This is a genomic window from Pseudomonas sp. GGS8, from assembly GCF_024168645.1.
Classification (GTDB): Bacteria; Pseudomonadota; Gammaproteobacteria; order Pseudomonadales; family Pseudomonadaceae; genus Aquipseudomonas.
The window spans coordinates 1,110,286-1,122,758 of the sequence record NZ_JALJWF010000001.1; the positions used below are offsets into that span (position 1 = coordinate 1,110,286).

General features: G+C 60.9%; 12 protein-coding genes. 4 read left to right on the forward strand and 8 right to left on the reverse strand.

Annotated features, from left to right (window positions below; translation table 11 throughout):
• Position 1 precedes the first annotated feature (1 nt).
• The 3 genes from J3D54_RS04945 to J3D54_RS04955 all read right to left on the reverse strand — a co-directional run bounded on the left by J3D54_RS04945 (position 2) and on the right by J3D54_RS04955 (position 2,525).
• Positions 2 to 376 carry a DUF6124 family protein gene (locus J3D54_RS04945; RefSeq protein WP_253416929.1) on the reverse strand — a complete coding sequence of 125 codons (375 nt, stop codon included), beginning with the start codon at positions 374 to 376 and terminating at the stop codon, positions 2 to 4.
• A 765-nt stretch (positions 377 to 1,141) separates the two neighbouring features.
• On the reverse strand, positions 1,142 to 1,933 hold the full coding sequence (locus J3D54_RS04950) for a response regulator (protein ID WP_367399605.1): 792 nt from the start codon (positions 1,931 to 1,933) through the stop codon (positions 1,142 to 1,144).
• A 121-nt stretch (positions 1,934 to 2,054) separates the two neighbouring features.
• Entirely contained in the window at positions 2,055 to 2,525 is a 471-nt protein-coding gene (locus tag J3D54_RS04955; protein ID WP_253416931.1) for a prepilin peptidase, read from the reverse strand.
• Positions 2,526 to 2,600: 75 nt separating this feature from the next.
• Between J3D54_RS04955 and J3D54_RS04960 the strand changes: the two genes are divergently transcribed.
• On the forward strand, positions 2,601 to 3,041 hold the full coding sequence (locus J3D54_RS04960; protein ID WP_253416932.1) for a TadE/TadG family type IV pilus assembly protein: 441 nt from the start codon (positions 2,601 to 2,603) through the stop codon (positions 3,039 to 3,041).
• The gene (locus J3D54_RS04965) at positions 3,038 to 5,806 is read left to right on the forward strand and encodes an ATP-binding protein (protein ID WP_253416933.1); all 2,769 of its coding nucleotides are present in this window, start codon (positions 3,038 to 3,040) and stop codon (positions 5,804 to 5,806) included. Before J3D54_RS04960 ends, J3D54_RS04965 begins: the two co-directional genes overlap by 4 nt.
• Here J3D54_RS04965 and J3D54_RS04970 read toward each other — a convergent pair.
• The 5 genes from J3D54_RS04970 to J3D54_RS04990 form a co-directional block, all read right to left on the reverse strand.
• Entirely contained in the window at positions 5,776 to 7,758 is a 1,983-nt protein-coding gene (locus J3D54_RS04970) for a pilus assembly protein TadG-related protein (RefSeq protein WP_253416934.1), read from the reverse strand. The genes J3D54_RS04965 and J3D54_RS04970 overlap by 31 nt on opposite strands.
• 319 nt (positions 7,759 to 8,077) lie before the next feature.
• Positions 8,078 to 8,635 carry a DUF4136 domain-containing protein gene (locus tag J3D54_RS04975; RefSeq protein ID WP_007937238.1) on the reverse strand — a complete coding sequence of 186 codons (558 nt, stop codon included), beginning with the start codon at positions 8,633 to 8,635 and terminating at the stop codon, positions 8,078 to 8,080.
• A gap of 53 nt (positions 8,636 to 8,688) precedes the next feature.
• The gene (locus J3D54_RS04980; protein WP_253416935.1) at positions 8,689 to 9,318 is read right to left on the reverse strand and encodes a DUF4136 domain-containing protein; all 630 of its coding nucleotides are present in this window, start codon (positions 9,316 to 9,318) and stop codon (positions 8,689 to 8,691) included.
• Positions 9,319 to 9,330: 12 nt separating this feature from the next.
• Positions 9,331 to 10,080 carry a methyltransferase domain-containing protein gene (locus J3D54_RS04985; protein WP_253416936.1) on the reverse strand — a complete coding sequence of 250 codons (750 nt, stop codon included), beginning with the start codon at positions 10,078 to 10,080 and terminating at the stop codon, positions 9,331 to 9,333.
• Positions 10,080 to 10,382, reverse strand: a complete 303-nt coding sequence (locus tag J3D54_RS04990) for a MazG-like family protein (RefSeq protein ID WP_253416937.1) — start codon at positions 10,380 to 10,382, stop codon at positions 10,080 to 10,082. Before J3D54_RS04990 ends, J3D54_RS04985 begins: the two co-directional genes overlap by 1 nt.
• 348 nt (positions 10,383 to 10,730) lie before the next feature.
• Here J3D54_RS04990 and J3D54_RS04995 point away from each other — a divergent pair, with 348 nt between their 5' ends.
• Positions 10,731 to 11,024 (forward strand): hypothetical protein, encoded by a 294-nt coding sequence (locus J3D54_RS04995; protein WP_253426498.1) that lies wholly within the window; start codon positions 10,731 to 10,733, stop codon positions 11,022 to 11,024.
• A gap of 101 nt (positions 11,025 to 11,125) precedes the next feature.
• On the forward strand, positions 11,126 to 12,466 hold the full coding sequence (locus J3D54_RS05000) for an MATE family efflux transporter (RefSeq protein ID WP_253416938.1): 1,341 nt from the start codon (positions 11,126 to 11,128) through the stop codon (positions 12,464 to 12,466).
• Positions 12,467 to 12,473: the final 7 nt, after the last annotated feature.

Consider the following 12,473-nt stretch of genomic DNA (forward strand, 5'->3'; position numbering starts at 1 on the left):
GTTAGCAGTGTGGCGCGGGTTTTGGTACGTCGACGTTATCCAGCACCCGATTCACCGCCAGCTCGGCCAGCATGATCACCTGCTGAATCGCCAGGAGCGTATGCCGCTGCGGAGCGTCGACATAGGCGGCGATGTCGCTGGTCATGACGCTGGCCGAGGCCAGTGATTCGCAGACATGGGCCAGCAGGCTTTCGTTGTCCATGTCCGGGGCGACCTGAAACATCCTGCTTGGTTTGCGGCCTTCGGGTTGTTTGGGTGGTGGCTTGAGGTAGTGGTCGAGCGCGCGTTCGGCGGCTTCGTTGAGTTTTTTGGAATCGGGGGATTCGTAGGGGGAAACGTCGTCGGTTTCAGGGGGATTCGGTGTGGCTTTGAACATAGTGAAATCTCTCGGTTTATGAAATGGAGCCACTTCCAATTGCCGCGACGCAATTTGGAGGTGGCAGCTGTACGCGGGTTCGCGGACCGAGAACCGAGAACTCGGCATACCCGAGGGTATCCCGCGCACAGTCGCCATGACACGAAACGACAGACACCAGAAAGTGCTGTTGTTAGGTGGTGCGATTATGCATCAGTTCGGCGGACCGCGAAGCCCGATCGCTGAATTGTCAGCGACGGACAAAGGCTAGAGATTCCACTTCCGACGGACAACCTGAAAAACATGTGGGAAGGTTCTGACGTTTTTACCGACCAATAAACATCGTTGCCTGTAAGGCCACCATCGCGAGCAAGCCCGCTCCCACAATGGAGCGGCATACACCCGCCAAACTACAGGCGGAGCGTTAGCTCGCCTCGCCAGCTTTTGATCTTGATTCACCCGCCCCTTCGGGAGGCCTCGTTCCGGTGTTCATCTGGGGATTGGCGCGCAGCGCCGTTCGACGCAGTCGAACGCATCGCATGTAGGTTGAAGCGAAGCCAACCGTAGGGCGATGCCCCCAGATGGATACCGGAGCGAAGGAACGCCGAGCCTTAGCGAGGGGCCGTACGTTCAGGGCGAGACCTTTTGGTTCCTTTTGGGGCGTTTGCCAAAAGGGACTCGCTGTAAGAGCGAAACCATAGGTGGTCGTTACCGCAGAAATGGATATGTACCCGATCAACAAGAACCTGGTCGGCTACCAGGCCGCCAAGATCAAGAGACAGAAACTCAGTGCGCAGAAACCCGCCGTCCCCCAGCATTCCCGGGCGACAACGCCAACGCCACCTGCGTACGATTATGCATATGCGTCAACCGCAACACCTGCGACACATAAAGCTTCACCGTGTTCTCGGTAATCCCCAACTCACAGGCAATCTGATAATTGGTCTGCCCCTTGCCCACCAACTGCGCCACCTCCAACTGCCGCGGCGACAGCTGATTGAACACCGCCGGCATCCCCACCACCCGCTCCGTTTCACTGCGCGCACCGTCAACCGAACCTGACGCAGGCTCCGGGGACGCTCCCCGACGAACCTTGTCCAGATCCTGATAAAGCTCATCGATCGATTCACAAAGGTACTGCAGCTTCTGACTCAAATGCCCCAACTGCAGGTTTTTCTGCCGCTCTTGCAAGGCCACTTCCTGGCGCTGCAAACCTTCAAGCAACTCAGCCAGATCAAACGGCTTCTGATAGTAATCGGCGAACCCGGTACGCAAAGCCTTGATCACATCCTGCTTGTTCGCATGCCCGGTGAGCATGATCGCCTCGAACGCCCGGTGCTTGCCGGACAACCGTTGCAGCGCCTGGACAAGCTGGATGCCATCCATGTCAGGCATCTGCAAATCACACAACACCAGACCGATATTCACGTCTTCGCTGAAACGCTCGATCGCCTGATGGCCAGACTGACAAGGCACACAGCGATAACCATTGCGCTCGATGAACTCGCAAAGTTCTTCGACAATCAACGGCTCATCATCAACCACAAGAACTTTTACTGCCGAGGTAAGCTTGTTCACGTGCCACTCCATGCCAAGTCTGGCTTGGCCGCTCCTGCACCGACACCACGGGCCGTACAACAACTGTTTTGAAAGTAGACGCACTTTCCAACTATGTACATAGAACAGGTGCCCCCCCCGACTAATGCATCCAGGCCAGTGTGAGCAACACACCCACCAGCACGAATGGTGCAAAGGGCTGTTTTTTTGACATGCCAGGCTGCAGGTAACGAAGACGCGCCCTAAGCCTCTGCCCCATATGCAGCCAGAGTCTTGGCGCCAGCAGCAGCCAGAACGCACTGGCCAACCCGGCCCCCATAAAACCGCCGAGCAGGTGCATACCGTCCGTCGCAAGGCCCAGCGTCGCCATCAGCTTCACGTCACCGGCCCCCAAATGTCGCACTGCATAACCGGGCAAGGTGAAGGCCAATGCCAACAACAAAGCCCAGCCGCCCTGCACCGCTTCGGCCCCCAGCCATGTGGTACCCGTCCACAACAGATAAGCCAGCGCCAACACACCTGCGCCAACGGTCAGGCCATTGGCGATGTGGCGCTCTCGGGCATCCTGTGCCGCGCAAAGCGTCAGCCAGATGAGTAGGACAAGGCTCTGCATCGGGTAAAAATCGTCCGTTTTGGCTGAATGATTCTATGCTGACACTACGCAGTAATTGTCAGGGTAGACGCACTCATGAAAACAGGCCTCCCCCGCAAACAAAAAGGTGCCGTGGCGATTGAGTTCGCTCTGGTGTTCGTGATTTTTTTCGCCGTGTTTTATGGGTTGGTCAGTTACAGCCTACCGCTGTTACTGATGCAATCGTTCAATAAATCCACGGCCGAAGCGGTGCGCCGCAGTGTGGCGCTGGACCCAAGCACCGCCAATTACGACAGCGCCGTACGGACCGTTGCCACCACCGAACTGACCCGGCAGCTGGCCTGGATTCCCGCTGCGCTGAACTTCAACGTGGCCACCGACGCCAGTGCCACCTACACCGGTGGCGTGCTGACGGTCACCATCAACTACCCCACCAGTAAACTGAATCAAGTGCTGCCGTTCCTGGTGCTGCCGGGGATCGGCTCGGTGCCCAATCTGCCGCCGACCCTCACGGCCCAATCGAGCCTGCAGTTTTGAGCTCCGGGGACAAACTCTTCGGGCGTCTGCTCAATCGTCACCCGCCACAGACCCCGCACACGCCAGACCCTGCGAGCGTGCAACGTGTCGGCTTGCAACTGCATCTGAATGATGAAGGTCGAGTGATTCGGCTGAGCGGTCCGTTGCGGCATCTGCTGGCGCAACAAATACCCGACGCGCAATCACCGCACCTGCTCGATTACCTCATGCCCCATAGCGCCCTGTCGGTCGAAGGCACACCGGCCGAGTGGCAAGGACAAAACCTGGACCTGGACTTTTTCAGCCTCGCCGGGCAACCGCTGCACCTGCGCGGCTGGGTGCAGCCGTTGGGCGAAGAATGGTTGTTGCAGTTGATCGACATCGGCGACCTGTTGCTCGAACGTCGACAAGCGCGCAGCCGCGAGCAATGCCAGTTGCTCGCCGCGCAGGTCAGCGAACAGTTGCGCCTGTGCAGCCTGACGCGCCTGCCCGAGGTGCTGGCGGAACAACTGCAAGGTCTGGCCCTACGCTTTCAGATCCCGTGCATGGCCATGGCCTTGCTCGACGAACAGGCCGAGGGCTGGCTGATTCACCAGCATTACACAGCCTTCGACGCGCCCCGGCTGTGGGACATCAATCAACGCCTGGGCACCGGCCTCGACAGTTTGAATGGCTCAGTCCCCCAACAGCTGACACCCAGCGAGCACCCTCGCCTGCAAAGCATTTTCGGCAATGCCGAAGGCTTCGCGGTGCCTTATCACAACGCCCGGGGCGTGGTCGCCTGGTTGCTGTGTGGTTTTTACCCGGTGCAAGAGCGTGCCCCCGACCTGAGCGAGCGCGACTGGTTGCAACTTACCGCCGCCCTGGCCGGGCCGCTGCTGGAGCGCTTGCGTGAACATCAACACCATCTGCAACTGGAGCGGCTGGAGTCTCTGCAAGCCTTGCTCGGTACCGGTTGGTGGGAGGTCTTTAGTGACCATGCCGAGGTGCAATTGGCGCCGTCGCTCGCCAATACGCTGAACCTTACGAGCGCTCGTTTGCCGCTGCACGACTGGCTCGAACAGATTCACCCCGCCGACCGTGAAGAACTGACGATTCGCTTGCAAGCCTTGCAGGACGAAGGCGCGCCGTTGCTGTTGTGCGTACGTCTGCATCGCCCCGACATTGCGCAAACGCCGATCTGGTATCGACTGCAAGGCCAGGCATTGGGCATCGGTAAAAACCGCCGTCTGGTGGGCTTCATGCTCGACATCAGCGACATCAAAAACCAGCAGCAGAACGCCGCTGCCGCCCATGCCCGGCTAGACAATCTGATCGCCAGCTCACCGGCGGTGATCTACGTGCAGCGCTATGTCGAAGGTGCGTTGCAACCGACGTTTTTCAGCGACAGCCTGTTGCCATTGCTCGGCTGGTCGCTCGACGATTGCGCCGCCGGTGCGCTGGTGGAGCGGGTCCATCCCGAAGACCGCGACGGCTATTTCGAGCGCACCCGACAACTGTTGCGCGAGGGTTCGGTGCGCGCCCGATATCGACTGCGCGACAGTCACGGCGATTACCACTGGCTGCTCGACGAAGCCAAACTGCTGCGCGATGACCTCGGGTTGCCGGTGGAAGCCGTGGGCCTGTGGCTGGATGTCACCGAGGCGACCCTGGCCGCCGAACAGGTGAAACAGAGTGAAGAGCGCTATCGGATTCTGGTGGAAGATTCCCCGGCGATGATCTGCCGCTATCGTCCCGACCTGACGCTGACCTTCGGCAACCGGCCATTGGCAACCTATCTGGAATGTGCGCCCGAGCAGTTGCCGGGGGTGAATCTGGGAAACTGGATGTCGCCGGAACAGCGCGAAGCGTTCCTCCAGCGCCTCAGTCGACTGAGCCCGGAGTTCCCGGTCAGCACCGCGGAAATCAACCTGCAACTGCCGGGACGGGAACACGCCTGGTGGGTCTGGTCGGATCGCGGTGTGTTCGACGATCAGGGTCGCTTGCTGGAGATTCAAGCCGTGGGTCGCGACAACACTGAGGTCCGGCGCGCCCAGCAACAGCTCACCCAGAGCGCGAAAATGGCCACCCTCGGCGAAATGGCCACCGGGCTGGCCCATGAAATCAATCAGCCGCTGAACGTGATGCGCATGGCCATCGTCAATGTGCTCAAGCGTCTGAGCAATGGCGATGCACAAATCGATTACCTGACCGACAAGCTCAATCGCATCGACGCACAAGTCCAGCGCGCCGCGAAGGTGGTGGATCACATGCGGGTGTTCGGCCGGCGTTCGGAGATCGAGCAACAGCCGTTCAATCCGGTTCAGGCCATCGAGGGCACGCTGGCGCTGCTGTCCGAAGGCCTGCGCGGCAAAGGCGTCGAGCTGCGGGTCAGCGAGAGCGGTTTTGATGTGCAGGTACGCGGTTATGTCGATCAGCTGGAACAGGTGCTGATCAACCTGATGGTCAATGCACGGGACGCATTGCTCAGCAAACGCGAAACCGACCCGGCGTTCAAACCGTGGATTTCGTTGTACGCCGAACGCGATGAACACGCGGTACGGCTATGGGTCGAGGACAACGGCGGCGGCATCGACCCGCGGTTGCTGGAGCGGATTTTCGAACCGTTCTTCACCACCAAACCGGTGGGCGTCGGCACCGGGCTCGGGTTGTCGGTGAGTTACGGCATCGTCGAGAACATGGGCGGACGGTTGAGCGTAAGAAACTCGGCCGAGGGCGCGCGGTACTGTATTGAGTTGCCGATTGTCCCGGGCGATCAGATCACCAGCGTCGCGCGCCCCGAGTGACAGCTGAGGTTGGCGCCGACGTCGACCTTGTTCAGGTCAATCCCCAGACTGACCAGCAAGGTGTTGATCAAGCTGTCGAGCAACGGGTTGAGCACGCCGTTGATTGCGCTGACCAGCACACTGGTCACGCTGCTCAGGATCGCCCCCAGACCGCCGACGAGACTGCCCGACGGGCCATACATATCCACATGAAGGTTGACCGGGGTGTTGAGTAAGTTGCTGACAATGCTGCTGGTGGAAAATGAGTAGTAAAACGGCGGCTGGTTGATGTTCGGCAGGCTGTTGGCCGGTGGTGCGGAGTAGACATGGGGCATGTTGGTGTTCGCCGCCACACTGGTGTCGGCAACGACATCGAGGCCACCACCGACGCCGGGTACACGCGGATCGCAGGTGATGGGCAAGAACAGCAATCTGCGACAGGTTTTAATGCCGATATCGATCAGCTTCAACGGCTGCACCGAGACCGCCGGCGGTGCGGTGTTGCTGCCGAACAGGCTGGCCGCATCGATCCGGCCGATTTTCAGGTTCGCCAACGACGTACTGGTGCTGGTGGTCAGGGTTTTGTTGGTGTTGCTGACGCAGCTGTAAGCCGTGACGTAACTATCGGCACTGGCGACGTCCAGCGCCACGTCGAGCCGTATCGGCCCCGGTAGCACGATGATGTCGGGCGTCTGGCAGGGCACGCCTATGGCACAGGTCAGTGAGTTGAGCAGCGCCACCAGGTTGAGATTGAGCAAGGCGTTGAGGGTGTTGGTCAGCGGTCCTGCCAGATCCGCCGCCGCATTGACCAGCGCCGCGATGGCGTCCAGCGCCGGCAAATCGATCGACAGCAATGTGCGAAGCTGTGCGGTTCTCACATAGATCCGATTGGGCCCCAGCGGATCCAGCGCGGCGTTTTTCGGATTGCCGATCGCGGAGAGTTGCGGCGGCTCCAGTACCTGCACCCGGGCGGTGATTTGCGCCAGCCCCGCCAGATTGATCGGCACCGTTGCTACCAGACCGTTTTTCTTGTTGGCCAGTTGCACGACGCCTTCGATCAGGTTGAACACACTCACCGTCGTCGCGAACGTTGAGATGTCGCTACCGCTCTCGACGTGCAGCAGATTGCTCAACACTACAGTCGTGGAGCCAGCGGCTACCTTGAGTGCTTGCAGACCGACAATGGTCGCCGTCGCACCGAGAGTGCCGCCGGGGTCCAGCACATTGACAGCGGTCTGGATCAACTGGCTGACGGCCACCGAAGCGCCCAATACCTGATTATACCCGGCGGCGCTGAGACCGAGGTCGAGCTTCAGTCGATCAAGGTAACCCAGCAGGCTGATGTTGGTGTTCACCAACCCATCCCACCCTGCCACGGACACGTTCAGACTGCCGCCGAGCAAACCGCCGAACAGCGCATTGAGGGTGGCCGACTTGCTGCTATCGATGCTCAGCGCCGTGGTGCGCAGGGTCAGCGATGCCAGCGGTGGCGGCAGCGCCGCGACGGCGGTCGCCGTCAGGTTGAGGGTCGCCCCGACCGGCGCACCACCGAACAGGGCGCCAACGCCACCGGCGAAACTCTGCAGCACCGAATGACTGACGATCACCCGAATGGCTTCACTGCTGCTTGGGTTAGCCGCAAAAACCCGAAGATTGTTGGCGTCCAGGCTCAAGGTGCCACAGGCTACCGTCAGGTTGCGTGTGGGGTCAGGAAGGTTGAAGCCGTTGCGGTTTACGCTGGCAGTGGCATAAGCAGTGGCGGTGGCACCCACGGCGCAATCACCGTTGCGCGTGGCAGCCTCCAGTGCGGCCATGTCGGCTATCCGCTGCAAGCTGCGTTTTTCCAGGTACAAGCGGCCACTGTCGACCACGATCAGCAGGAACACCAGGGCCATGCCGAGGGTCAGCACCGCCATCAAACCGATCGCTCCCCGTTGCCGGGCCGGGCTACGAAACTGCAAGCAGGGAGACATGGCGCACTCCTTTGCCGGCGCACTTGCGAGGGCTACCTTCGTTGATGAACAGCAGTGTAGACAAGGCTTTGCCGGATTGCTGGCAACTCGCCACCCCAGCCAACAAAAACCCAATGTGGACATGGACTTATTGTGGGGCTTGTGTGGCGAGGGGGCTTGCCCCCGTTCGGCTGCGAAGCAGTCGTAAAACCAGTCACCACTTTCTAAGTTCAAGATTGTGGTTGCTGGTTTTAGGGGCGCTTCGCGCCCCAACGGGGGCAAGCCCCCTCGCCACAGGCCCGCTCCTACAAGGGCTGTGGTGTGTTGGTTAGTTCAGTGTTTAGCGCGGTGGATAGTTGGCCAATATGCGCCCGACCGTCTGGCGTATCGTATTGCTGCGGTCCTCTGGCTTGGGTGTGCGGCTGAGGGTCTGCTCGTCGCTGCCGCGCCACACCAGTTTGCCGTCCTTGCCATCGAGCAGGTCGATCTGGATGGTCGCCACCTTGTAGCTGACGTTGCGGGTTTCGTTGTACATCGGCCCGCCCCAATAGCCGTTCCATGGGCCACCATAACCGCCACCATAGGAGGTGGTCACTTGTTGCTGGCGATCTTCAACGATCAGGTAGGTCTGCACCTTCAGGTCTGCCTTGGCGCCGGCGGCGGCCGGACGCAAGCCACGCTGATCCAGTTGATCGGCAACGGCTTGGCGGATGCGCTGCTCGGTCAGGTCACTTTTGATCCGGGGGTCATCGGGACGGTATTGCACAGCGGGCTCTTTCCAGCTCCAGCTGCGATAGGCGGCAAAGTCGCGACTGGCATCGAAGTCATGATTGACCTGATTGGCGGCGCAGGCAGTGAGCAACGCGGCCATGGCCAGTAAAACGAGACGGCGGAACATGATTTTTCTCCGATAGAAGACATGCGCCTGCGGGGTGCTTCCTGACCAGGAAGCTAACTGGGAGGATACGCCGACATAGCCTTTTCGACAGCTACACGCAGGGCATCTGCACGTTCGCTCTCGTTGCCCTGACTGCTGGTTTCGGCACTGGCACTCCACACGGGTTGACCGGTACTCGCGTCGAACAGATCGACCCGCACCACCACAACCTGTACCTGATAAGTACGGACGACCGGCACTGTGTTGTACATGCCGTAACCCGTGCCGTAGCGGTTGTAACCACCGCCGTAATACCCGCCGCCATAGCCGCCACCGTAACCAGAGCCGTCCTGCACCTGACGCAAGCGGGTTTCCAGCCGCAGGTCAGCGCTGACCAACAGGTCCGCCGGGCGGTTGTCGTGCAACGGGCGCAAGCCGCGTTGATCGAGAGCATTGCTGACGACTTCGGCCACCTGTGCCGAGTCGGCCCAGGCCGTGCCCGCTGGCAGGCGCCCGTTGAGCCAGGCCCAGCTGCGGTAGCGACCGTAATCCCGCGGCGGCGCCGGGTAGGCGCTGCGGTCGAAAGTGCCGGCGGCCTGGGGCGGTGCCGGTGGCAAGGGATTGGACGTCGCGATGTAAGGGTTGCTGCCCTGACAGGCCGCCAACCCGAGACAGATCACCAGTAAACCTGAACGACTATTCATTGCGCACTCCGGTCAGATCGGCCGACAGATCCAGTGCAAGTAGCGCCCAAGCCCGGCGAAGCTTGGGTGACGGCGGTGAGCCAGTTCCATTTCCAGCAAGTCGAGCAGTTCGGCGCGGGCCTGGAATTCCACCGGCATGTAGTCATGAAAAACCCGCACTCCACTCTGGGTTTCGACCCGCCACAGCCCCTCAAGTTGCGCTGCCAGCTCCCGTGGATCAAGCGGCTGTTGCGGCGTCAGGCTCTGCTTCTCGCCGGCCATGTCGTTCTTGCGCATCTTGCGGAAATGGCCCTTGAGCAGGTTGCGGTAGATCAGCGCATCGCGGTTATAGAACGCCAGGGACAACCAGCCGTCCGGCTTCGTCAATTGATGCAGTACCGGCAAAATCGCATGGGGTTCGGCCAGCCATTCCAGCACCGCGTGGCACAGCACCAGGTCGTAGGGTTCGGTGAGCTGACCGAGCAAATCCTGCCATGGCGCCTGAATGAACGTCGCCGTCTGCCCGGCTTCAGCGAAACGCTGGCGAGCGCCTTCAAGCATCGGCTCGGCGGGTTCGGCCAGGGTCACCTGATGCCCGCGCTGGGCCAGCCACAACGACATGTGGCCCAGGCCGGCGCCGATGTCCAGTACGCGCAACGGGCGATCCGGCAGGGTTTCGGCCAGGTCGGCCTGCAGCACCGCGAGCCGGATCGCACCTTTGGCGCCACCGTAGATTTTTTCGGCAAAGCGCGTCGCCAACTGATCGAAATGACGGTCGCTCATCAGCTGAACCGCCGTTCGCTGTCCGCGAGCTTACTGCGTACCACTTCATTCATGTCCAGCCCCAACTCGCTGCACAGCAGCAGTAGATACAGCACGATGTCGCCGATTTCCTGCCCGGCATGGGTGAGTTTGTCCGCCGGCAACTGGCGTGACTGGTCTTCGCTCAGCCACTGGAAGATTTCCACCAGCTCGGACATTTCCACACTCGCGGCCATGGCCAGGTTTTTCGGGCTGTGAAATTGCCGCCAGTCATTGCGGTCACGAATGGCGTGCAGGCGTTCGGTCAGTTCAACAAGGTTCATCGGGCTCTCCTGAAGGCGTATAGCTTCAGGGGGATGGCGGGTGAAGGCAAGTAGCAGTGGCTGAGCGACGGGAACGATTCTTTGTGGGTGCGAGCCTATGTGGCGAGGGGGCTTGCCCCCGTTCGGCTGCGAAGCAGTCGTAAAACCTGTCACCGCTTTCTATTTCGAGATCGCGGTGACTGGTTTTAGGTGCGCTTCGCGCCCCAACGGGGGCAAGCCCCCTCGCCACACAGGCTCGCTCCCACAGGAATAGTGCAACCCTCTATGCTTGTGGGGAACCCGGGAGCACGATCAATGGCCCAAGGCTCGGATCCGGCAACCACGCCACCACTCCATCAGGACGTACACATGCAGGTAGAAAGCTTTTTCGAATGGCTCGGCCAGGCAATCGGTTCGGTCATCCGCTTTATCATCGATACGCTCAGTGGTCTGTTCAACCTGTTGAGCAACGCCGGCAGCCATTTTGTCGAAGGGCTGGCCCAGGCATTGGGCATGGAAACCTCGATCATCAGCATCATCACGTTGATCCTCGGGCTGATGCTGCTGTGGTCGGCAATCCGCGCCTTCATGAACGCGTCGATCATCATGGGGATTATCTGGTTGCTGCTGGGGTTGTGGTTGCTGAGCTGGATTATTCACTAACACCACAAGCGGGCTTATGTGGCGAGGGGGCTCGCCCCCACAACGGTTCGATGCAGATTCCGAGTTCGTCGCTACAATGCAGGCGCCCCCAAGGAGCCTGCATGTCCAACCTGATTGCCGACTGGCGCGACCGTCCGACCCATCGCCGCGTCTGGGCGCTCGCCGCCCCGATGATTCTCTCGAACATTTCCGTACCGCTGGTGGCGCTGGTCGACAGTACCGTCATCGGTCACCTGCCCTATGCTCATCAGCTCGGCGCCGTCGCGGTGGGCGCCAGTCTGTATACCTTTCTCGCCTGGGCCATGGGCTTTCTACGCATGGGCTCCACCGGGTTCGCCGCCCAGGCTGCCGGGCGCGGGGATGGCGCAGCGTTGCGGCAGATATTGCTGCAAGGTTTGTTGTTGGCCGTGGGCCTGGCCATTCTGTTGGGGGCGTTGGGCGTGCCGTTGAGCGGAGTTGCCTTGCACTTCATGCAACCGTCGGCGGAGCTGGATCAACTGACCCGAGAGTTCTTTCACACGCGGTTGTTCGGTCTGCCAGCGGCGCTGGCCAGTTATGCGCTGGTCGGCTGGTTCCTCGGCACCCAGAATGCCCGGGCTCCGCTGGCAATTCTGCTGAGCACCAACCTGGTCAACATCGCCCTCAACCTGTGGTTTGTGCTCGGCCTGGAGTGGGGCGTGATCGGCGCGGCGCGGGCCTCGGTGATCGCCGAGTGGACCGGCGCGCTGATCGGCCTGTTCATGACCCGCAAAGCCCTGCTCGCTTATCCCGGCCACATCGCCTGGGCTGCGCTGGCGCTGTGGCAGAACTGGCGCCCGCTAATGGCGGTCAACCGCGACATCTTCATCCGCAGCCTGGCGTTGCAATCTGTATTTTTTCTGATCACCGTGCAGGGTGCGCGACTGGGTGATGCCACGGTCGCCGCCAATGCGTTGCTGCTTAACGGTCTGCTGCTGACCGCCCACGCGCTGGACGGTCTGGCCCACGCCGTGGAGGCCCTGTGCGGACATGCCATCGGCGCTCGCGATCGAGAAGCCCTGCGCCGTTCACTGGTGGTGGCGTGTGGTTGGTCGCTGCTGGCAAGCCTGGGGTTTGCCTTGCTGTTTCTGTTCGCCGGGCACCTGTTCATCCAGATGCAGACCAACATCCAGAGCGTGCGCGATACCGCCTTCATCTACCTGCCGTACCTCGCCGCCCTGCCGCTGATTGCCGTCTGGAGCTACGTGCTCGACGGCCTGTTCATCGGCGCCACCCGCGCCCGGGAAATGCGCAACGGCATGCTGTTGACGGTGATCCTGCTGCTGCCCTTCGCCTGGATGATGAAAGGCTTGGGCAACCATGGGCTGTGGATAACCTTCCTGTTGTTCATGTGGCTGCGCAGCCTGACCCTTGGCACATTCGCCTGGTACTTGCGCAAGAACGACGGCTGGTTAAAAGGATGACGAGCGG